This is a genomic window from Nostoc sp. ChiSLP03a (genome assembly GCF_034531215.2).
GTDB lineage: Bacteria > Cyanobacteriota > Cyanobacteriia > Cyanobacteriales > Nostocaceae > Nostoc.
Window position 1 is genome coordinate 1 of the sequence record NZ_JAVRBQ020000044.1, and the last position, 22,358, is coordinate 22,358.

General features: G+C 43.2%; 18 protein-coding genes and 4 pseudogenes. 10 read left to right on the forward strand and 12 right to left on the reverse strand.

Annotation, left to right across the window (positions count from 1 at the left end; all coding sequences use genetic code 11):
* Nucleotides 1-121 (reverse strand): IS630 transposase-related protein (locus tag RMY32_RS06890; protein ID WP_322711194.1); only part of this gene is annotated, 121 nt, incomplete at its 3' end.
* 79 nt (nt 122-200) lie between these two features.
* Here RMY32_RS06890 and RMY32_RS06895 point away from each other — a divergent pair.
* Nucleotides 201-416 (forward strand): annotated as a pseudogene (locus tag RMY32_RS06895) (SnoaL-like polyketide cyclase); the annotation flags it as partial.
* Between the two features lie 168 nt (nt 417-584).
* Here RMY32_RS06895 and RMY32_RS06900 read toward each other — a convergent pair.
* A complete protein-coding gene (locus RMY32_RS06900; protein WP_322711049.1) occupies nt 585-3,041 on the reverse strand; it encodes a HEAT repeat domain-containing protein in 2,457 nt (818 codons plus the stop codon).
* Between the two features lie 267 nt (nt 3,042-3,308).
* Between RMY32_RS06900 and RMY32_RS06905 the strand changes: the two are divergent.
* The 4 genes and pseudogenes from RMY32_RS06905 to RMY32_RS06920 all read left to right on the forward strand — a co-directional run.
* A pseudogene (locus tag RMY32_RS06905) lies at nt 3,309-3,464 on the forward strand (type II toxin-antitoxin system ParD family antitoxin); the annotation flags it as partial.
* Nucleotides 3,465-3,476: 12 nt separating this feature from the next.
* Nucleotides 3,477-3,560 (forward strand): annotated as a pseudogene (locus RMY32_RS06910) (type II toxin-antitoxin system ParD family antitoxin); the annotation flags it as partial.
* Nucleotides 3,561-3,725: 165 nt separating this feature from the next.
* Nucleotides 3,726-4,247, forward strand: coding sequence for a helix-turn-helix domain-containing protein (locus tag RMY32_RS06915; RefSeq protein WP_322711051.1), 522 nt, complete (start codon nt 3,726-3,728; stop codon nt 4,245-4,247).
* Nucleotides 4,248-4,318: 71 nt separating this feature from the next.
* Nucleotides 4,319-4,798 (forward strand): annotated as a pseudogene (locus tag RMY32_RS06920) (IS630 family transposase).
* Between the two features lie 336 nt (nt 4,799-5,134).
* On the opposite strand, the gene RMY32_RS06925 reads toward RMY32_RS06920, so the two are convergent.
* Nucleotides 5,135-5,335 (reverse strand): hypothetical protein, encoded by a 201-nt coding sequence (locus tag RMY32_RS06925; protein WP_094349495.1) that lies wholly within the window; start codon nt 5,333-5,335, stop codon nt 5,135-5,137.
* Between the two features lie 471 nt (nt 5,336-5,806).
* On the opposite strand from RMY32_RS06925, the gene RMY32_RS06930 reads away from it, so the two are divergent.
* From RMY32_RS06930 to RMY32_RS06945, 4 genes are all read left to right on the forward strand, one after another.
* A complete protein-coding gene (locus tag RMY32_RS06930) occupies nt 5,807-6,136 on the forward strand; it encodes an STAS domain-containing protein (RefSeq protein WP_322711052.1) in 330 nt (109 codons plus the stop codon).
* A gap of 152 nt (nt 6,137-6,288) precedes the next feature.
* Nucleotides 6,289-8,994 carry a TIGR03936 family radical SAM-associated protein gene (locus tag RMY32_RS06935; RefSeq protein ID WP_322711053.1) on the forward strand — a complete coding sequence of 902 codons (2,706 nt, stop codon included), beginning with the start codon at nt 6,289-6,291 and terminating at the stop codon, nt 8,992-8,994.
* A 937-nt stretch (nt 8,995-9,931) separates the two neighbouring features.
* Entirely contained in the window at nt 9,932-12,076 is a 2,145-nt protein-coding gene (locus RMY32_RS06940; protein ID WP_322711054.1) for an Rne/Rng family ribonuclease, read from the forward strand.
* A gap of 8 nt (nt 12,077-12,084) precedes the next feature.
* The gene (locus tag RMY32_RS06945; RefSeq protein WP_322711055.1) at nt 12,085-12,741 is read left to right on the forward strand and encodes a ribonuclease HII; all 657 of its coding nucleotides are present in this window, start codon (nt 12,085-12,087) and stop codon (nt 12,739-12,741) included.
* Nucleotides 12,742-12,940: 199 nt separating this feature from the next.
* Here the strand turns inward: RMY32_RS06945 and RMY32_RS06950 are convergent, their stop codons facing one another.
* A complete protein-coding gene (locus RMY32_RS06950; protein WP_322711056.1) occupies nt 12,941-13,483 on the reverse strand; it encodes a DUF1997 domain-containing protein in 543 nt (180 codons plus the stop codon).
* Nucleotides 13,484-13,948: 465 nt separating this feature from the next.
* On the opposite strand from RMY32_RS06950, the gene pheA reads away from it, so the two are divergent.
* Nucleotides 13,949-14,824 (forward strand): prephenate dehydratase, encoded by an 876-nt coding sequence (pheA, locus tag RMY32_RS06955; protein WP_322711057.1) that lies wholly within the window; start codon nt 13,949-13,951, stop codon nt 14,822-14,824.
* Nucleotides 14,825-14,959: 135 nt separating this feature from the next.
* On the opposite strand, the gene RMY32_RS06960 is transcribed toward pheA, so the two are convergent.
* The 8 genes from RMY32_RS06960 to RMY32_RS06995 all read right to left on the reverse strand — a co-directional run bounded on the left by RMY32_RS06960 (nt 14,960) and on the right by RMY32_RS06995 (nt 22,358).
* Nucleotides 14,960-15,607 (reverse strand): LON peptidase substrate-binding domain-containing protein, encoded by a 648-nt coding sequence (locus RMY32_RS06960; protein ID WP_322711058.1) that lies wholly within the window; start codon nt 15,605-15,607, stop codon nt 14,960-14,962.
* A gap of 191 nt (nt 15,608-15,798) precedes the next feature.
* Entirely contained in the window at nt 15,799-16,116 is a 318-nt protein-coding gene (gene rpsJ / locus RMY32_RS06965) for a 30S ribosomal protein S10 (RefSeq protein ID WP_008232935.1), read from the reverse strand.
* Nucleotides 16,117-16,299: 183 nt separating this feature from the next.
* Nucleotides 16,300-17,529, reverse strand: a complete 1,230-nt coding sequence (tuf, locus tag RMY32_RS06970; RefSeq protein WP_069070114.1) for an elongation factor Tu — start codon at nt 17,527-17,529, stop codon at nt 16,300-16,302.
* 23 nt (nt 17,530-17,552) lie between these two features.
* Entirely contained in the window at nt 17,553-19,631 is a 2,079-nt protein-coding gene (gene fusA / locus RMY32_RS06975; RefSeq protein ID WP_322711059.1) for an elongation factor G, read from the reverse strand.
* Nucleotides 19,632-19,768: 137 nt separating this feature from the next.
* On the reverse strand, nt 19,769-20,239 hold the full coding sequence (rpsG, locus tag RMY32_RS06980) for a 30S ribosomal protein S7 (RefSeq protein ID WP_069070112.1): 471 nt from the start codon (nt 20,237-20,239) through the stop codon (nt 19,769-19,771).
* Nucleotides 20,240-20,843: 604 nt separating this feature from the next.
* Nucleotides 20,844-21,227, reverse strand: coding sequence for a 30S ribosomal protein S12 (rpsL, locus tag RMY32_RS06985; protein ID WP_012410236.1), 384 nt, complete (start codon nt 21,225-21,227; stop codon nt 20,844-20,846).
* Nucleotides 21,228-21,360: 133 nt separating this feature from the next.
* The gene (locus RMY32_RS06990; protein WP_322711060.1) at nt 21,361-21,684 is read right to left on the reverse strand and encodes an iron-sulfur cluster assembly accessory protein; all 324 of its coding nucleotides are present in this window, start codon (nt 21,682-21,684) and stop codon (nt 21,361-21,363) included.
* A gap of 254 nt (nt 21,685-21,938) precedes the next feature.
* A complete protein-coding gene (locus RMY32_RS06995; protein WP_322711061.1) occupies nt 21,939-22,358 on the reverse strand; it encodes a cupin domain-containing protein in 420 nt (139 codons plus the stop codon).

The window sequence follows — 22,358 nt, forward strand, 5'->3', positions numbered from 1 at the left end:
ATAATCGAATAGTGTTACGACTAATGTTAAATATACGGCTTGCTTCAGTAATTTTTAAGCCATCAAGCAAGATTGCTTGGATCACTTTTTGCCGGAGGTCATAACTATAAGGTTTGGGTATCAGTTTCCCAGAGGTTCTACTGGAGCTTTCATCAAGGTCTACTTCCAGTTTATGGCTTAACCGCCTTGGCGGTTGCTATACCTTTAAGTGGCGACATTGGGGAACATTTAATGGTTCTTATAAGGACTATGCACCCACAGGTGAAACAATCGAAATCGTCGGAGTTAGTATTGCTCGCGTCACTGATGATTTGAAGATTGAGTCTTTAGAGCATTATTTTGATAATAATGTCTTTCTTCAAAAATTAACGACAGGTGGTTGTCCTTTCCATTCCCAAAATCAAAACAATCACTAATTTTGATTTAGTTATAGTCTATCGAATAGTACGCTCGATCGGCGCTCTTAGCAAACAGTAGTGAGTGCCGATCGAGTAATTATAATCATCGAAAATCTGCAATTGAAGATTTATTATTAAGGCTGATGAGGGAATGCAGATAAATTTTAATAAATTGAAAAATGCCGTTCATGGTATTCGTGTTTGCACAGTAGTAGTTGGTGTTTTGACTGAAGGTGTAAACCCAGCTAGTTTACCCGATTTTTGGGGTACAAAGTCCGTTTCTTTACTACCTTGAACCTCAGATAAGTAGCAATCTCGTACTGCTAACAACAAGCCTTTGATGGCATCTGGTGCGCCTGTTTTAACTAAATCGTCTGCTTTTTTGAAAAAATGCGATCGCCATTTACCATCGTTATTCCCATACAATTCTATTAAATACCAACCTGCAAGATACTCAGCTAAAGGATCGAGACAGAAACGGATTCTGTCTTTAGCAGAACCGATAGTTTGAATCAAGTGTAGGCGCTTTTCCAGATAATTGAGGTGTGCTTCCGGGTCATCAATACCCAAATTTGCTAATGCAGCAACCGCATCTGCACGCTTGGCGGTTCCTGGTTGATAACTTTGCTGCAAGCATTCCCAGGCGATGGTTTTGGCGATTTGATGAACAGTGCGGTCATCGAATTGTTCGTCTGTAACATCACGATTGAGTTCATTGATATAACCCAGCATCAAATTAGGAATATTCTCTGGCAACGCAGAAATATTAGATGTTACGTCTTTACTAGCGATTAACTGTTCAGCATAAAGTTTAGCTAGCAAAACAGTGATATTATTTTGACCGACCATCAGAGAAAGACGGTTACAAGCGTCAAAAAATTCCTGGTCAGTAAAGCGATCGCGTTTACCTCGCTGCATGAGATAAGCTTCCATAAAGGACGATAGTTTATTAGCCTCAATCCGCAAGGGTTTAATTATCGTCTTATTAACCCGCCCTAGCTTTTCCTCAATTCTAGAAGTAATCACCAACGCATTCACCGGAAACTCTGGCGACTCCGGCTCAATTGCTTCTCGTGTAGTGGCATTCATTTCTGAGAATCGGTCTACAATCACTAGAATGCGTTTCTTTCTTAACAAACGTAACACTAATTCTTGACAAATCGGCTCTGGCTCATCAATTAAAGCTTGCAACTGTCCTCTGATGGCTTCTAAAAGCGGCGACTTACCTTCAGTTACCCGAAATTCTTCTTCTAACAGCACAGGTAACATCAAATGTTTGCAGAGTTGTTGGTCTTCATCCTCAGCCATTGCCCATCCAGCGATTCGACACGCTAAACTGGTTTTACCTACACCTCCTTCCCCACCAATTACTAGACAGCTACGTTGTTTCTCGAAAGTTGAGCGCAAATTCTCATTCATCAGTTGGGGAACTGTTGTACCATCCAGAACAACGGGAATGGGAATGTAACAGGCGCGACTGCTAACTGTATCCTTTTTGGGAAATTGTTCGCGGGCTGCTTTGATATATTTAGCTACCCACGCATCTAATACTCTGGGATGGTAATGAAACCAGCCAACAAATAGCACATATCGTAGAGGTACATTAACACTGATAAATGGGAGAGAAAAATCTGTGTAGGGTTTGAGGGCGTTGTTAATTTTCAACAACCATAAAGGGGCTACCCGCAAGAGAATTAACCAAATAGAAGGCAATAAGATAAGGTAGGCGGCAATTCCCAAGAGTAATTTATGCTTAAATAGCGATTCCAGAACTCTATCAAAGAGGCGAGTTTCTTTTTCTGCTTTCAGGGCATTGAGAGGGCGACGTATCAGCCTAATGTCCGTCTCTGTGAATTTATCTTTGTATTTTTGTATAGTTGCCAATACCTCTTCAAAGTCTGAGATGACTTTCTGCAACTTGGAGGTAGGTAAAGCATTTGCTTTGTCCTGGAAACCTGCCGCTATTCCTCCTAAACCTTTGATAGCACCTAAACGCACGTAAAACTGGTTATCATTCAACAGGGCAATTAAATTAGGGACAGAAGATACTGCTTCTGTACCCATTGCACCCAGAGCGTAGGCAGAATTGTAACGTACAGTGGGGTTCTTATCTTTTAAGGCAGCAGTTAATACTGGGACAGCTACTTTCGCTTCTACACCAATTTTTCTGAGTGCAGAAGGAACATAAATGCGAACGAATTGCTCCTTGTCTTGTAATGCCGCCATCAACGATGGAACTGCTGCTTTGGCTGCTGTACCAATATTTCCTAAAGCTAAGGTGGCGTACAAACGGACTTGTCCATCCTCATCTTGCAATGCCGCCATCAACGATGGAACTGCTGGTGCTGCTTCTGCACCCAAATCTCCTAAAACCGAAGCGGCGTGCCAGCGAAGATTACTATCTTGATTTTTCAAAGCTTCAATCAGAGATGGTACTGCTGGGGAACCGATATTAACTAATGCATCTGCCGCAAGGCTTCTGATGTGAGCATCGTTATCTATCAGCTTCTCAATCAGAGGAGAAATTTTGCTGTCAGCAGTGATTTGCGCCCAACTATTACTTGTGCATAGTAGTAACAGTGTCAGGCATAAGACAACCACCTTAAGCGCACTAAGTAATACTTGTCTGGTATGCTTTGTCATTGAATCGGATTGAATCACCCGATGAACAACTCCAGTCAGAGAAACTATACCTAGATTGTAATCTAACTGTCAATGCGGGTTAGCGATATCGATAGTTATGTGTAGCAATTACAAAATGCAATTGCGGTTTACCACATCGGTAGTCGTCGCCAGGAAAGGCTATTACGCCTGAACGCTTACGGCATTTGTGGGATGGTTAGTTACCGGTTGAGAAAGCAATGCTGTTAGAATCTAGATAAGAATATTAATTATATAGAGCTAGAAAATATGTACATCCAAATTAAACCAGAACTAGATAAATTTATTCAAGCACAGCTTGCAATTGGTAGATTTACTAATGCAGATGAGGTCATCAATGAAGCCTTTAAACTGTTACAAGAAAGAGAGCAGCGACTTGAAGAATTACAGCAGAAAATTGCTGTGGGAACTGAACAAATTGCTAAAGGGCAAGTAACTGACGGCGAAGTTGTATTTGCTAGATTACAAGAAAAAATTCGTCTAATTGCTGAGGAGTCTGCTGAATGAGTAATTATTCATTTTCAGATCAGCAATTCGAGATTTAGATGAAATTTGTGAATATATTGCTCGGAGTAGCCCAAAAGCAGCTAGTAATACCAATTCTATGTGAGGCTGCATAGAACTGTAGAATAAAGGGCGGGAAAGAATCAAAACTAGAAGTAAACAATGGCACGTCCTTTCAATCTAGAAATATCGGAGAGTGCTGAGTATTTGTCCAAAAGTCTTAGCAAGACTCGGACATCTGCAGAAAAAGAACGATTGCTTCTTCTGTGGTGGATCAAAACAGGACAAGTTACACAGCATCAAGAATTGAGCCAGAGACTAGGTAGAGATGGCTCAACCGTAACACGGTGGTTACAAAAGTATCGGCAGGGGGGACTAGGGAAATTATTAGAGGTGAAAACATCACCTGGAGCGGTTCCCAAGATTACACTAGAAATGCGATCGCGCTTGGAGGAAAAACTGAAATCTCCCCAAGGGTTCGGTAGCTATGGGGAAATTGTAGAGTGGCTCAAGCAGGAATGGAACGTAGAAGTCAAATATAAGACGGTCTATCGTCTGGTACGCTATCAACTCCAGGCGAAACTGAAAATACCTCGACCCGTAAGCAAACAACAGGATGAACAGGCTGTGAACCTGTTTAAAAAAACATTCCCCACGCCTTTGTCGCCTTGCAAAACCTCTTAGGTCAAGGAAAGAGACTGCGTTATCTGTGCCAGGATGAGACTAGGCTAGGGTTGAAAACCGAAACTGGGCGAGTGATTACTGCTCGTGGCACCAAGCCAATAGTCAGCGTGCAGTGGCCAAGAGAGGCATTCTGGCTGTATGGAGTAGTTGAACCATTGACAGGATGGCATTTTTGTCAAGCATATCCTCATCTGGACAGTGAGAATTTTCAGAAATTCCTTGATGTCCTATCCCAAGAACTAGGCGATGATATGGCAATCATGCAAATGGATCAAGCTTCTGCATATCAAGCCTTGGGGTTGTCTTGACCTAAAAATATCATCCCTATTTTTCAACCATCTCATAGTCCTCAACTCAACCCGATTGAGAGATTATGGCAGTTTATCAAACGTCAGTTCAAGGGCGAGAATTTCTCAAATTTAGAGGAATTGCGCCAACGGATTAAACATGAGTTAGCTCAAATGTCTTCCGAGTTAATCTCCTGTTTGACTTGTTATGATTTTATCCTTGAAGCTCTGTTCCATGAAGCTTTATTCTATGCATCTTCATAGAGAATTGGTATTAGCAACGAGTTCATTCCGCTTGTGGACAAATTCAGCAAACAGATTGGGAGGAATTTTTATTAGGCGTTTAGCGAACTGTATGGCGATTTTCGATAGAATGCACAATGTAGAGGTTTTTTAGCACAGTTTACGCCACTTTAAATATTTAAATAATCGATCTCATAGAAAAATACTAGCTAATCATACCGCCCTTTTATCCCCCTACTAGATTTAATTACGAACTACCTCAGGCAGTCCTCGTATCTTTACACAGAAGCAAGCTACACAGAACTTCTGTCTGCGACACGCTGTTCGCGTTCTTAGAAAGCGTCATTATGAATTATTTTAAAATCCCAGGCTAGGAACCAACTGGATTCGTCCAGCATCCATCTCTGCCATTAATAATTCTAAGGCTTCGTAATCAACATCAGAAATGTAACCTAGTTCCGTCAGTTCTGAGTTGATTTCATTCTCTATCTCAGGAGTTAGTTTTTTAATGTCAAGAGCTTTTTCTACCAACTTACGAATAGCGTACTGAGTTCTCATAAGTAATAACCCAACTGTAATATGACACTAATAATCCCAGATTAACCCCAGTATAAAGAGCGATCCAAATACTAACTTAGTAGTGATATATATCACAATTTAATTAGTTAGAGAGATAATTCACTATGACTTTGCCGTATACCATCAGCAACGCTAAAGTTGCAGATTTAACCTAACGTTAAAACTTGGTTAAATTAGCTTTAGTGATAGACTAAGCAAGGTTTCTCAGCATAGTTACTGATAATTTGTCTGCTTTATGGCCGTCTATAGTTGATTCTTTTTGAAGTGACATAAAAAAAAAGTATATATAAACACATTTTAACCTGGAATTATAACAATCTTTAAACAGACATACTAAAGCAATAAAGATTCAGCAAAGAGAGCTAAGACGTATGGTCGATGCAACAAAATAGAGTTTATGTTCAAATAATCCTTAGTTTGACGCTTCAAAATTCTTAATAGGATGTAACTATGCAGGCAGTGCTTAACTATCCCAAGATTGCAGTCATTCGCCCCCAAGGGTGCTTAAATGCTGCAAACGCCTTGGAATTTGAACGAGATATGGCTACAGCGTTGGCGCAAAATGGTATTTCCACCTTGGTAGTAGACCTCGCAGCAGTAGAATCGTTAGACAGCGCGGGGTTGATGGCATTGTTATCTACACACAAGCTGGCTCTTACTTTAGGAAGAAGTTGCCAACTTAGCGCTGTTGGCCCACAAATTAGAATGATTTTTGAACTGACGCAACTCGATAGGGTGTTTGAAATATTAGACGCTGAAACCAAATCGGCTCAAATATAACTTTATGTAAAAGCACAAAGGTTCGGGCAATAATTAAGTGGACTTTATGTAAAGGAGTTGTAAGTTGCAACGATAAAATCTGTTAGAAGACCTAATTCAATGCTAATGTTGGGTTTAGGTAGCTGTAATTAAGGTAGCTAGAAGATAGCACAGTGGTTGTTGCAGTTGAAAGATTAATAACGTCGGATATTTTAAAACCAGCACGTTACTTAGGTAACGAGCTGTTAGCGGTACACAAAGATTGGGATACGACAGCAATACGTTGGGTTTTAACCTACCCAGAAGTATATGAAGTCGGTGCATCTAATTTAGGGCACATCATCCTTTATAACATCTTGAATGCCCAACCGCGTCAATTGTGCGATCGCGCCTACCTCCCAGGAAAAGACCTGGCAGCCAAACTACGCGAAACTAATACGCCATTGTTTGCGGTAGAGTCAAAGCGCTCGCTAAGAGAATTCGACATTTTAGGCTTTAGCCTCAGTTACGAGCTGGGTGCAACTAATATCCTCGAAATGTTGGATTTGGCTGGAATTCCCTTGACGTGGCGAGAGAGGCAAGGGAGCAGCACTTCGGCTACGCTCAGTGACCGAGGAGCAGAGGGGCAGGGGAATAGGGAATCTACCGATACCCAGTCTTACTTTCCGTTGATTTTTGCTGGTGGGCAAACAGCGACATCAAATCCTGAGCCTTATGCTGACTTCTTCGACTTTATCGCCCTTGGAGATGGAGAAGAACTGCTGCCAGAAATTAGTTTGGTTTTAGAAGAAGGCAAACAAGCAGGATTAAGTCGGGAACAGCTGTTACTGGATTTGGCACAGATACCAGGCGTATATGTGCCTCGGTTTTACGATATGGCAGAGAATGGCTCAGTTCACCCTCTTCGTCCAGATGTGCCGAAGCGAATTCTGCGACGGGTTGCGACTCCCATACCAGCATATTCCATTGGGTTAGTTCCTTATGTAGAAACGGTGCATGACCGCTTGACCATTGAGATTCGGCGTGGTTGCACTCGTGGCTGTCGCTTCTGTCAACCAGGAATGCTGACTCGACCAGCACGGGATGTAGAACCCGATAAGGTTGTAGAAGCAATTGAACAGGGTATGCGGGCAACTGGTTACAATGAGTTTTCTCTCCTATCTCTGAGTTGTTCTGATTATTTGTCCCTACCAGCAGTGGGGATGGAAATCAAAAATCGCTTAAAAAATGAAAATATTTCTCTGACTCTACCAAGCCAACGGGTAGATAGATTTGATGAGAATATTGCCAATATTCTGGGAGGTACGCGCCAAGGTGGACTGACTTTTGCTCCAGAAGCTGGTACTCAGCGGATGCGGGACATTGTGAATAAGGGGTTGACGAATGAAGAATTGTTGCGGGGAGTAAAAACCGCTTGGGAGCAAGGCTGGGATAAAATCAAGTTGTATTTTATGATTGGCTTGCCAGGTGAGACCGATGCTGACGTTGTAGGCATTGCCGAAACGGTAAGCTGGCTACAGCGAGAATGTCGAGGTAAGGGTAGAAAACCCCTAAACTTTAACCTGACGATTTCTAACTTTACGCCCAAGCCCCATACACCATTCCAGTGGCACTCAGTTTCTACCGCTGAATTTAAGCGCAAACAAAACCTGTTGCGGCAAGAATTCCGCCGAATCAAGGCAGTGAAGGTAAATTTTACCGATGTCCGCATTTCGGCAATGGAAGATTTTGTGGGACGAGGCGATCGCAATTTGAGCAAAGTAGTCCGCCTGGCGTGGGAATTGGGTGCAGGTATGGATTCCTGGTATGAAAATTTAGATCGAGCTTTTAGCGCTTGGGGATCTGCGATCGCCCAAGCCGATTTAGATTGGAAATACCGCCAAGTAGAAAATGGCGAATGGAATTTGTTTCATATAGAGGCGCAAAAGAGCAAAGAAGCAGAGGAGAACATCTCACTCAGCACTCCCCACTCCCTCGATATTCCCCTACCTTGGGATCATATTGATACCGGGATTGACAAAAAGTGGCTCCAAGAAGACTTGCAACGCGCTCTAGAAGCTGCAATTGTACCAGACTGCTCTTTTGAAGGTTGTTCTCATTGTGGCGTCTGTGGCACTGATTTTGGGCATAACGTGGTGATTCAATCACCTGTTATCCCAAAATTTGCTGGCGAATTTGTCCCCAACACAACTAAGGCGCAAAGACTGCGAGTTTGGTTTGGGAAACAAGGTAATATGGCTTTAATGAGCCATCTTGATTTAATCCGTCTGTTTGACCGAATTGTGCGGCGATCCGGCTTACCAATTGCTTTTACTGGTGGGTTTCACCCAATGCCACGGATTTCTCTAGCAACTGCTTTGGCTCTAGGGGCTACTAGCAGCGGTGAAATTGCAGATTTTGAGTTAACTGTGCCAGTGGAAGTTGATACTTTCTTCAGAAAGTTGGCTCGTGAAATGCCCACAGACATACCTATATATAATGTGGAGCAAATAGATTTAAAAGCTAGTGCCGCTACCCAACTGCTAGAGTCCGCAGAGTATTTAATTACTGTAGCAACACTAGCAGAAACAACACCTATACAATGGCAAACCTGGATTGATACAATCAAAGCAAAAGAGGAACTTTGGTACGAGCAAACAACTAAATCAGGCAAGAGCCAGTTAATAAATCTGCGCGATCGCTTATTTGAACTGGAATTAGTAGAAACCCACAATAGCATTGCAGAATCTATGTCATCTGTAATCCGTTATTTAGGTAGCTATCGCCAAGACGGTTTGCTGTTGCGTCCCGAACAAATCCTGTTTATGCTAGAGACAGTGGCTGGTGTAGAATTTCAACTCCTGCACATCCACCGCAATCGGCTAATTTTAGGGGTATAATCCCTGTATGGCAACTTGCTAGTAGTTGTCCTAAGATGGCAGCTCGCAGGAATTGATTTTTAGCAAGGTTGCGTTAGAATAGGGTGAAGAGAAATTTTCTGGCGCTGCATTGAATTAGCTGGTTCACTACCCTGGTATTCAGGGGGCGAAAGCAAAGATATTAGAGTGCAACTTCTAGGATTTTATCCTAGACAAACAAAAAGCAGATTAAAGAATGCACACTCTCTATATAGCTACCTTGTGAATCAGTAACTAACAGCAGGCTCGGTCAGCTTCTCTAAATTCATGCTTTTTAAACAACTGCTGAATGTCTAATCCACGTAGTGCCCAAGAGCTAGTGCATTACTTTTTTAGAGTTAAAACAACTGCTGTCGGTTCTGCCTACTTGTAGACGTTCGCGAGACACGCAAAGCGGTGCTTGTCTTAGTTTAGAGCGGCTCAAGGTAGGATAGCAACTGTGGCTGCTGAGTATAACCCTAAGATAAATCCAGGGAATGGAAAATAGAAATAGCTTCTTTTTCTTAACGAATTCAGTAGGTTACTCTCAAAGAAAACATCCTGAGTTACAATGCTCACTTAGGATTTAGAACTTCAACTCAGAACTCTCAAGATTTGAGAGTATTGCATCACAAATCAACCGTTCGTGGTTGATTTAATAGCTTAAACGATATGCAGCAGTTCTGGAATAATCAGCCGTAAAAACGCTCTTAAGAGCGCCAATAGCTATTTAACTTAGAAGCTCAGATTTGCGATTTTTATTATCAGTAGCGCCTTTTGAGGGTTGCGAGTGCAGCGAAAGTATAATATCAAACCGAGAAAACACTGGTAATTCAAACTGATGCAAAGACGCAATTAGTTTGGAATTATTAAGTAATTAACCGGACTTGATACAACAAACCTCAAACCTGTAAGTGCTGCCAATTTTTGAGGAAATTGAATGCCGAAACAAATTATCATCGCGGAGCAGCACCAAATTGCTGCGGTTTTTTCTGAAGATCAAATACAGGAACTCGTTGTTGCTACGGGTCATCATCAAATAGGTGATATCTACTTAGGAGTGGTAGAAAACGTATTGCCTGGGATAGATGCGGCTTTTGTCAATATTGGCGACCCAGAGCGCAACGGTTTTATTCATGTTACTGACTTGGGGCCATTGAAGCTCAAGCGTACCGCAGCGGCAATTACAGAACTACTTGCACCACAACAGAAAGTTTTGGTGCAAGTAATGAAAGAGCCAACGGGGACAAAAGGTCCCAGGCTCACGGGTAACATTACCTTACCCGGACGCTACGTAGTACTGATGCCATACGGGAGGGGCGTAAATTTATCCCGACGGATTAAAAGTGAAAGTGAGCGCAATCGCTTACGAGCGCTGGCGATTTTGGTTAAGCCGGCGGGAATGGGTTTGCTTGTGCGTACAGAAGCAGAAGGTAAACCCGAAGAAGCGATTATGGAAGATTTGGAGTTGCTGCAAAAGCAATGGGAGGCCATTCAGCAGGAAGCTCATTCCACCCGTGCTCCAGCGCTGCTCAACCGAGACGATGACTTTATCCAGCGCGTATTGCGGGATATGTACGGCGCGGATGTCAATCGGATTGTGGTAGATTCCAGTACTGGTTTGAAGCGCGTCAAACAGTACTTGCAGAATTGGAGTGGCGGTCAAACACCGCAGGGATTGTTGATTGACCATCATCGCGATCGCTCCCCAATTTTAGAGTACTTCCGCATCACTGCTGCGATTAGAGAAGCCCTGAAACCAAGGGTAGACCTACCTTCTGGCGGTTACATTATCATTGAGCCGACGGAAGCATTAACCGTAATCGATGTTAACTCAGGTTCGTTTACGCGATCGGCAACAGCTAGAGAAACAGTTTTGTGGACAAACTGCGAAGCAGCAACAGAAATCGCTCGCCAGTTGCGTCTGCGAAATATCGCTGGGGTGATCGTCGTTGATTTTATCGATATGGAATCGCGACGCGACCAACTACAAGTTCTCGAACACTTTAATAAAACACTCAAAGCAGACAAAGCTCGTCCCCAGATTGCCCAACTTACCGAACTAGGTTTAGTAGAATTGACCCGCAAACGTCAGGGTCAAAATATTTATGAATTGTTTGGTGAAACTTGTCCCACCTGTGGCGGTTTAGGACATACCGTGCGTCTACCTGGAGAACTCGAAAACCGATTACCGATACCGACAGAGACACCAGAGCGCGAACGTTTTGTATCCTTGCCTCACCGAGAACCACGTCAGCCATCTGCCCGTATCCCGGAACCACGAGAAACATACGATGGATTTGGGGAAGGATTTGACGGCGACTCGGAATTGAGTAACCTAAATCTAATCAATCATCCTAGTTATCAAGAACTTAATGATAAGCGCCGTACCCGGACTCGCCGCAGTCGAATTGGTGTTAATGGGTTAAACGGGAAAGATGAAGCTCGGATTGTTCCCAGTCCCCTGACTTTTGTTAACGAGCCAGATTTAGACCTGGATATAGAACCAGAACTAGGAGTTGCGCCAGAAATTCCCTCACCCACCCTTGGTAAACCAGGCTGGAGTGAAAGAGTAGAGCGCACTAAAATTATCAAGGCAGAACCAGTTAAACCAGTGGTCGAACCACCGGAGATTAGAACTGTGGAAATGAGCCTCCAAGAACAGGATATATTTGCCTTGATGGGAATATCTCCCTTAGTGAAGTTAGAGCAAGAGGTTAAAAATACCAAGTCTGTGATTATTAATGTGATTCAGCCTGGTCAAAAACCAACGACCCCAATTGAATCAACCTCAGAATCAACTATTGTCCAAAAATCAACACCTGAAATAATCACTATTGCCCAAAAGGCAACACCTGAAATAACTGCAAGCAAAATACCGACACCAAAAGTTATTGAGCCAGAACAAAAATCTTTGATCGAAGAGACAACTGAACTACCATCGGAGTTAACTGTGAATCCTTCGGGACGCTTGTCTGCAAAAGCTGCTGCGGCCAAAGAGATCGCAGATGAAAGTGAAGCTAATAGTAGCGCCACAGCCAGCCGTCGCCGCCGCCGTCGTTCTTCAGCGACCGAGGATAATTAATTTAATTTATGGTAGAAACATCGCCAACGCCTTTGGAACAATCCACTTGGCTAGAATTTTCTACCTTGTCAGATATTCCAGGGTTGGTTGCAGGTGTGGATGAAGTAGGGCGAGGCGCTCTGTTTGGTCCTGTGGTGGCGGCAGCAGTGCTCCTACCAGATCCCGCTTTGCCAATACTGATGGCAGCTAAAATCAAAGACAGTAAAAAGTTGTCTATTTCTCGGAGAACTCAGCTAGCGCAGCAAATTTGTGCGCTGGCTATAGATTGGAAAATTGGGTTTGCTTCTACTAACGAAATTGACAAGATAAATATTTTGCAAGCGACGTTGTTAGCAATGAAGCGGGCTGTGCTGAAGTTAAAGGTACAGCCTGCGCTCTGCTTAATTGACGGCAATCAGTCAATCAAAGATTTGCTATTGCCGCAACAAACAATAGTTAAAGGGGACGAGCGATCGCTCGCTATTGCCTCTGCTAGTATTGTCGCTAAGGTTTGGCGTGACGATTTGATAATGCGTCTAGCATTAAAATACCCTATGTACAACCTGGAGTGTAACAAGGGTTATGGTAGCCAGCGGCATTTGCTGGCTTTGCAACAATACGGACCCTCTCCCCTGCATCGTCAGTCTTTTCGTCCTTGCCAAATCAAAGGTCTGAGTGTTGAGTGATTGAAGAAGAATTCAGAATCAATTAGTTTAGTAGGGGATAAGCTGTGGGAAGCAAGCTACAGACCTTCTACTAATTACAGAATTCAATTCTGTAGCTTGCTACCCTGAAAGGGTATTCTGGCTAGTGACTCCTGAATACTGTTTGTTATACAAATTACTCAGCATTCAAGATTGGTAATTCAGTACTATCACTGTCAAGTTATCTATCTTTGGTTTGTGATATCACCCAGTAGCAATAATCCGTCAAAAGTTGATTCAATAACCGTTGCTTGACCGACAACAGCACGCTTTTGAGCAAACCATTGCCAGTAGCTTCTAAAATCGGCTTAGGAGTAAAGGAAAATGGCGGTGGAAAATCCACCACTACTTCTAAATCAGCTTTTCCTTGCAGGCGTGTGCCAGTGCTAAACTCTTTGGGAGACAAATAGCCTTTTAAATTGAGAGCAAAGCGCTGGTTAATATACTCGAAACCTAAAATTTCACAGTTTAGCGATCGCAAATAAATTGTTCCATTTGATTCTGCCCAGACTCTCATATCCACAGTAGGTTGAATACTTAGTGACATAAAAGTCAGCGGACGCATTTTCAAACGAAATACTTCCTCAGAAAGTTGCTGAATCCGGCTATTGTCAACCAAAGCCTTAACCAGACGCTGAGGCTGACGCAAGTAGTGCTGAATGGGAATTGGCTGCTCTGGAACAGCGATTTCAACCGATTGCGAGGCAGTAAACCGGGTAGCCATGAGCTAATAAAAATATCTGTTTCTTAATTTTAATATTTTTTAACAACTTAGTTCTGATTATTAGAAAAGTACAAAATTTATTGATTATAAAAACGATTGTTGCTTATCAGCTATACGTCATTAACACAAAGTTGTTACGCTCATTCTATCTTGAGTTCAATAAATATAGATTAGGATTTAACTATTGACACAAAAATAATAATGTGCATGTAATTTTGGGTAGAAAACAATATCATTGCTCTTAAATCTTCCGAGGGATTTAGTAAAAAAACTACTAGGAAATCTATCTGCTAGAAGACTGATTTCCATAACTTGTTTTCTTGGATACATATTTCCTTCTAGCCCTTTAGTGCGTAAATTTTAGAGATAACAGTGTTTAGTAAGAGTAAATGTTGGATATATTTGCCAAACCAAAATATCATAATCTTTGTTTAGGCATTAAACTCGCAACTCAAGGCTAAAAGTATGACTTTATCGATCGCACATTTAGGGCCTCCCGGCACTTACACAGAACAAGCAGCTGTTTTTTATGTCAACTGGTTGAGCAAAAGTACAGGAACTGAAGCTAGATTATGCCCCTATCCCAGCATTTCCCAATCACTGCACGCGGTTGTTAATGGTCAAGTCCACTTGGCTGTTGTGCCAGCGGAAAATTCTATTGAAGGGAGTGTGACTACAACAATGGATACACTATGGCAGTTAGACAGTTTGCGTATTCAGTTAGCTTTGGTATTACCCATTGCCCATACCTTAATTTCCTGTGCGTCTAATTTAGATAGGATTAAAACTGTTTACTCTCACCCGCAAGCTTTGGCACAATGTCAGGGATGGTTAGAGCGGTTTCTCCCGACTGTACAGATTATTCCCAGCAATTCTACAACCGAAGCACTACAGCGATTGCAGCAAGATACAACAACGGCAGCGATCGCTTCTAGTAGAGCAGCTCAACTCTACAACCTGCCGATACTTGCTAGTGGTATCAACGACAATCCAGAAAACTTTACTCGTTTTTGGGTAGTAAGTCAGGGTGAAGCGGAAGCTAGATACCGGGCATCAACAACACGCGCCAGTCACACATCGCTAGCTTTTAGTATGCCTGCCAACACACCCGGAGCATTGGTCAAACCTTTGCAAATATTTGCTCAACGAGGGATTAACCTCAGCCGGATTGAATCTCGTCCGACAAAGCGATCGCTAGGCGAATACTTGTTTTTCATGGATTTAGAAGCAGATGCGAAGGAAGCACAAATGCAATCTGCTTTAGGCGAATTAACTATCCACACAGAGATTTTAAAAATTCTTGGGGCTTACAATGTTTTACCGATCAACGCCATTACTTAAGAAGTTAAGAGTTATCATTTAGGATTTACCAGTTATCAGCTAGGAAATATAATTTATAAGTTGTCAATCTTTTATTTTTGTTTTTTCTTCCTAACTCCTCACTGTACAGACAAGGGTTAATCGCGTCCCTACTCCTCACTTTTGACTAAATGTATCTTTGAGAACAGCGCGAGCTGCCAAGTGATTCCGAGTAGAAGTTAAAATTTCTGCTTCCCGCTCTAGACGAGTTACAGTATCTTGCATTTCTAACAATAATTGCTGCTCTGCGGCGACACCATAAAGATTACTGGCTACCCAATAAGATAATTCTGTTGGTAGATCGGGCAAATCTTCTGGTAATTCAATGTTTTGTTCGGTTAATTTGGCTGACAGACGCACAACATCTCGCAATAGTTGTTCTACTTCAGTTGATAAAGGTCGCAAATCTTTAGTCGGTGTTTGGTCTTCAATCCACTCAACTAAGCCAACACGATATGGCTTTTCACGAACATACTCTAATACACGAAATCTTTGCTGCCCTAAAGTCATCATCTTGATCCGATCATCTGGCAGCCGTTGGTGATGAATGATTTCGGCACAGCAACCAGTGTTTGCAATTGTACCTTTGACTGGATCGAACATCAAAACACCGAACCTGCGATCACTCTCCAAAATCGTGTTCATCATGATTCGGTAGCGAAATTCAAAGATGTGCAGAGGCAATGGTCTAGTAGGAAACAGAACTACTTCCGGTAACGGGAACAGAGGTAGTTCACGAACTGCAATTTTAGAAGATGATGTCATTGTTACTTTGGGATAAACTTAATCTTTAAAATTTCTTTTTCTCTGCTTTTCCCGTACTTTATCTACATTCTATCATTTGTTTCCTAGCTAAATAAAAGCCCTGAGATATATTTCTTCAGGGCTATGTAAAAATTTATACTAATGTCCTTTGTCTTTTGTCATTTGTCCTTTGCTAATGACTAATGACTAAATTAAAGTTTGACTTCGATATCTACACCCGATGGTAGATCCAATTTCATCAGAGCATCAATAGTCTTAGAAGAGGGCTGGTAAATATCAATAATCCGGCGATGAGTACGGGTTTCAAAGTGTTCTCGTGAATCTTTATCTACGTGAGGCGATCGCAGCACACAATAGATCCGGCGTTTTGTTGGTAAAGGAATAGGGCCTATGGCTGTAGCATTGGTGCGGTTAGCCGTGTCTACAATCTTCTCGCAAGATGTATCTAATAACCGCCTATCAAAGGCTTGTAAGCGAATTCTAATCTTCTGCTGCTGTAGAGTTGCCATCTTTAATTTTCCAGGTTCTGCGTAATTAGGGGAGTATTTACAGGTTAAAGGTTACAGGGTAAAGGTTACAGAAAACTATTACCTGTCGCCTGTAACCTATTACCTTATATATAGAGGGAAGAGAAAGGAGCAGAGAGGCAAAATACATACCATCTCTGCTCCTTTGTTATGAGCAAAAAGGTGCTACTTGATAATTTTGGAGACGACACCAGCACCGATGGTGCGACCACCTTCGCGGATAGCGAAGCGCATTCCTTGTTCAATTGCGATCGCGTTGATCAACTCTACTGTCATCTTGATGCGATCGCCTGGCATCACCATTTCTACTTCTTTGCCTTCATCGGAGGTGTAGGCTTTGATAGTACCAGTTACATCGGTTGTCCGCACGTAGAACTGGGGACGGTAGCCAGCGAAAAATGGAGTCTTGCGACCACCTTCTTTTTCTGTGAGGACGTACACTTCACCTTCAAATTCATTATGAGGTTTAATTGAACCTGGTTTGGCAATTACCATACCCCGTTCAATATCAGCCTTCTGGATACCCCGGAGTAGTACGCCAGCGTTATCTCCAGCCATACCTTGCTCAAGACTCTTTTTGAACATTTCAATTCCAGTTACTGTAGTAGCGCGAGTATCTCTGATACCTACTAGTTCAACGTTATCGCCAACTTTGACTACACCGCGTTCAATCCGACCAGTGGCTACAGTACCACGACCTGTGATTGAGAACACGTCTTCTACAGCCATTAGGAAGGGTTTATCAACATCCCGCTCAGGTGTGGGGATGTAAGAATCTACAGCATCCATCAGTTCATAGATTTTGTCTACCCAAGGATTTTCTCCTCGTTGGGTCTTGGGATTTTTGGTCATTGCTTCCAGAGCTTGCAGACCAGAGCCTTTGATAATAGGGATATCATCGCCAGGAAAATCATAGCTGCTTAACAATTCTCTCAGTTCTAGTTCCACTAGTTCTAAGAGTTCTGGGTCATCCATCAAGTCTTCTTTGTTCAAGAAGACAACCAGACTAGGAACGCCAACCTGTTTTGCCAACAGAATGTGTTCGCGGGTTTGAGGCATAGGACCATCGGTAGCAGCAACTACAAGGATACCTCCGTCCATCTGTGCAGCACCGGTGATCATGTTCTTCACATAGTCAGCGTGTCCTGGACAGTCTACGTGAGCATAGTGTCGATTTGCAGTTTCATACTCTACGTGAGCGGTATTGATGGTAATACCTCGTGCCTTTTCTTCTGGGGCATTATCAATTTGGTCGTAGCCCTTAGCTACTGCTTGACCCATAGCTGCCAAGGTCATGGTGATGGCTGCTGTCAAGGTAGTTTTACCGTGGTCAACGTGGCCAACTGTACCGATATTGATGTGGGGTTTATTCCTTTCAAACTTTGCGCGTGCCATGAATACTCATTTCCTTATTTTAATTAAGCGTTCCCTTTGCTTTTTGCAATGATAGTTTCAGCTACGCTGCGAGGCACCTCATCGTAGTGGCTGAACTCCATCGTGAAGATACCCCGACCTTGCGTTTTTGACCGAATATCAGTGGCGTAGCCAAACATGGTTGCCAGTGGAACTTTAGATGCCACCTTAGCAAGTCCCTGTTCGGTACTTTGACTTTCAATCTGCCCTCGGCGGGCGATCAGGTCGCCAATGACGTTCCCGATGTAGTCTTCAGGAACTTCAACCTCAACTTTCATCATAGGCTCTAAGAGGACGGGTGAAGCTTTCAGCACAGCCTCTTTCATCGCCATTGAACCAGCGATTTTGAAAGCCATTTCCGAAGAGTCTACATCGTGGTATGACCCATCAATTAGCGTTGCTTTAACGTCAATCAATGGATATCCAGCTAGAACACCGGATTCGCAGCTTTCTTTCATTCCTTGTTCTGCGGGGCCAACGTACTCTTTCGGTACTGAACCGCCGGCAATTTTGGAGACGAATTCAAAGCCAGTACCGGGGTCTCCAGGTTCCAAATTGATCACAACGTGACCGTATTGGCCTTTACCACCACTTTGGCGGATAAATTTGCCCTCAATCTTGCTCACAGCTTTCCGAATTGTTTCTCGGTAAGCTACTTGCGGCGCACCTACATTTGCTTCCACCTTGAATTCTCGTAACATCCGGTCTACTAGAATTTCTAGGTGCAGCTCTCCCATCCCCGCGATCACGGTTTGATTTGTTTCCGGATCGACGCGGACACGGAAGGTGGGGTCTTCTTCTGAGAGAGATTGCAGAGCCTTGGACAGCTTGTCCATGTCGTTCTTAGTTTTGGGTTCAACCGCCACCGAGATCACAGGCTCAGGAATAAATAGGGATTCTAGAATTACTGGCGATCCATCATCACAAAGCGTGTCACCTGTCAAGGTGTCTTTCAATCCCAAAGCTGCTCCCAAATCACCCGCTCGCAGTTCATCGACATCTTGCCGATCGTCTGCCTTCATTAGAACTAAGCGAGAAATCCGTTCTTTTTTATTTTTACTAGCGTTGAGAACGTAGCTGCCCTTTTTCAGGACACCAGAATAAACACGAACAAATGTCAGGCGACCATAAGGGTCAGCCATAATCTTGAATGCCAGAGCTGCTAAGGGTTCGTTGTCATCAGCCCGCCGCTCAACAGTATCGCCATTGGGCAGTAAGCCTTGAATTGGCGGTACTTCACTTGGCGCTGGCAGGTAATCGACAACGGCATCCAGCATCAGCTGTACGCCTTTGTTTTTGAATGCCGAACCGCAAAGTACTGGTACAATTGTCCCCGCAATTGTGCCTTTACGTAGGGCAGTCCGAACTTCCTGTTCTGTAAGTTCTTCGCCCTCGAAGTACTTAGTCATTAGAGCATCATCTGTTTCTGCCGCGGCTTCTATTAGCTTGGTGCGGAATTCGTCTACCTGCGCTTGCAATGCTTCCGGGATATCAGTTTCCTGGATATCAGTTCCCTGGTCGTTTGCGTAAATATACGCACGCATCCGTACTAGGTCAACAATACCTTGGAAGTCGTTTTCACTGCCGATTGGTAGTTGAATGGCGATCGCATTCGCCCGCAGGCGATCGCGGATTTGATCGTGAACTTTATAAAAGTTCGCTCCGGTACGATCCATCTTGTTGATAAAGGCTATCCGAGGAACTTTGTAGCGTTCTGCTTGCCGCCACACTGTCTCAGACTGCGGTTGCACGCCGCCCACAGAACAAAATACTGCGATTACACCATCTAACACGCGCATGGAACGCTCAACTTCAATTGTGAAGTCTACGTGACCCGGAGTATCGATAATGTTAATTTGATGATCTTTCCAACTGGTACTGATAGCAGCAGCAGTAATGGTAATTCCCCGTTCCCGCTCTTGCTCCATCCAGTCTGTGACGGCAGTTCCTTCATGAACTTCGCCAATTTTATGAATTATGCCAGAGTAAAATAATATTCTCTCTGTTGTTGTTGTTTTGCCCGCATCTATATGCGCCGCAATACCAATGTTGCGTACTTTCTCTAGCGGGATCGTGCGTGCCACAGCTACCTCCTATAGTTTTTGCCTCATGATATCTTGTATATTACTCTTTGTTAAGATTCTATACTTTTACGGAAAACCGTCTTTTTGTGTAAATCTACGATATACCGCTTCGGCAAAGCGATATATCGCTTTTTTACTTAATAACGATAATGTGCGAATGCTTTGTTAGCTTCCGCCATCCGGTGCGTTTCCTCACGTTTCCGAATAGCATTGCCAGTTTCGTTGGCAGCATCCATTAACTCATTTGCCAATTTGCTGGCCATTGTCCGCCCTGGCCTGGAGCGAGAATATTGCACTAACCAACGCAGTGCTAAAGTAGTGCCCCGTTCTGTACGCACTTCCATTGGTACTTGGTAGGTTGCTCCACCAACTCGCCGAGCCTTTACTTCTACTAAAGGCGTGGCATTTCGCACTGCTCTTTCAAAGGTTTCTAAGGCACCAGCACCAGTGCGTTCTTCAATAGTTTTTAATGCATCATAAACAATGCGTGCGGCAAGTGATTTTTTGCCATGACGCATGATCCGTCTGATAATCATGCTCACAAGGCGACTGTTATATACTGAGTCAGACGGAACTGGGCGCCTTTGAATAACACCACGACGAGACATACTTCACCTTTAATTCGGAATTGGCAACGAAATTATATGCTATCAGACACCGGAAACTAAAAGCGGTAGAACCCAACCCTCAGACTTCCTCTATTTTTTTCGACCGTTGCAGCAAGGCTGACTTGTTAACTGGCAATTTTGGATTTTGGTCGCACCTTTTGTTGCCTTTCCAGCGCAACGCCGAATTTTGGATTAAAAGTTTTCGGTATATGTTCTGACTACAAGGATCTGAACAAATCAAAAATCTATAAGCCTCATTCCTTTGTGGGTTCGACCAATCCAAAAGATGCTCGATAAATCGCTAAAGCTAGGCGATCGCAAACCTAAAATCTAAAATTCATTGACTTGCTACCTGCAACTAAATACTCAAGGCACAAGATTATAAACTTTAATGTTCGGATGAGAAACTTGCTGTATATTACAGTATTCTCTTCAGAACTTCTACACTTGCTCGCTTAGTGTAGATGTAGCTTGCTTGATTTTTGAAACAGACTTTAGCAGCCTTTTTGACTACTGTTAGAACACAGACGGCGCTCCTTGTTTTCCCCTTGGGCGTTTTTAAGATAGACGATTAATCGTGTTGGATGCGATTAACCGCCTAATCCTATTTTTTCGCTTCTTTAGGACGCTTGGTTCCATACTTGGAACGGCCTTGCTTGCGGTCTTTGACTCCGGCTGTATCTAGGGTGCCACGGATAATGTGGTATCTCACGCCTGGTAGATCCTTTACCCGACCGCCACGAATCATTACAACTGAGTGTTCTTGTAAGTTATGACCAATGCCTGGAATGTAAGCTGTGACTTCAAATCCAGACGTAAGTCTGACTCTTGCTACTTTGCGTAGGGCTGAGTTAGGCTTTTTTGGTGTGGTCGTGTATACTCTGGTACAAACTCCCCGACGTTGGGGACATTGTTTCAGAGCCGGGGACTTGGTTTTCTGACGCGCTTGTTCGCGCTCATTTCGTATTAGCTGCTGTATTGTTGGCATGAGTTACAGCGCGTAAAGCTGCTTATGGTCTAAGTTTTAACAAATCCTGATTATATCTTTTTTTACGGCTTTATGTCAATTGCTATTTGTCCTTAGCGATCAAACATCTGTTTTTTGACTACTTGTTCAATCATTAAGGACTCCAAGAGAAGGAATTGCCACAACCACAGGTAGCGATCGCCTGGGGATTGTGGAAGCGAAAACCACCACCCATTAAGTCTTCTGAATAATCAACTCTCAAACCGTTGAGGTAATTTAAGCTTGTGGCATCAATGACGACTTGAATCTCATCCAAGTCGAAAACCCGATCGCCAACTTTTATTGCTTCATCAAAGGACATATCATAAAAGAATCCAGAACAACCACCTGGTTTTACTGCCAATCGAAACAAGACATTTGGCTGCTTGGACTTTATTCGCCCAATCTCACTTACAGCTGCTTGACTCAGATGAATCATGGAACTCGTTTTTTGCAATTGAATACCCCATCTTCCATTTTACAGATAGGTTGACCCTTGCTTGTGCAAAATTCCAAATCACCAAAGGCATGAGCGCGATCGCTATTACTACATTTATAACACTAACATGCTTCAGTCCCCACCTTGACTAGGTAGGGACTTCTGGGGTGTAGTCGTTCGTTTACAAAGACGGTTTACACAAACAAAAATGTATTCAGCTTTGGGGTTAGAGCTTTAATAGTGTTCTTTTGGTTTTAATCTTTGGTACGGGCATAGTCATCTTGGTAGCGGATAATATCATCTTCTCCCAAGTATTCGCCATTTTGGACTTCAATCAATATCAAGGGGATCACGCCAGGATTCTCTAAACGATGAGATGTACATTGGGGTACGTATGTTGACTCGTTATTGCTCAGTAGTACTTCTTTCTCACCACAAACTACTCTAGCTGTACCAGAGACGACAATCCAATGTTCGCTGCGGTGATGGTGCATTTGTAGACTGAGGCGGTGTCCGGGCTTAACTTCGATGCGCTTAATTTTGTATCCGCGCCCTTCTTCTAAAACTGTAAAAGCACCCCAAGGACGTAATTCTGTTGCAGCAACGCCCCTGGAAATTATATTTGGAGGGAGGTGTAGAGTTTCAGTCTGTGTAGTTTCTTGATATCGAGCCAT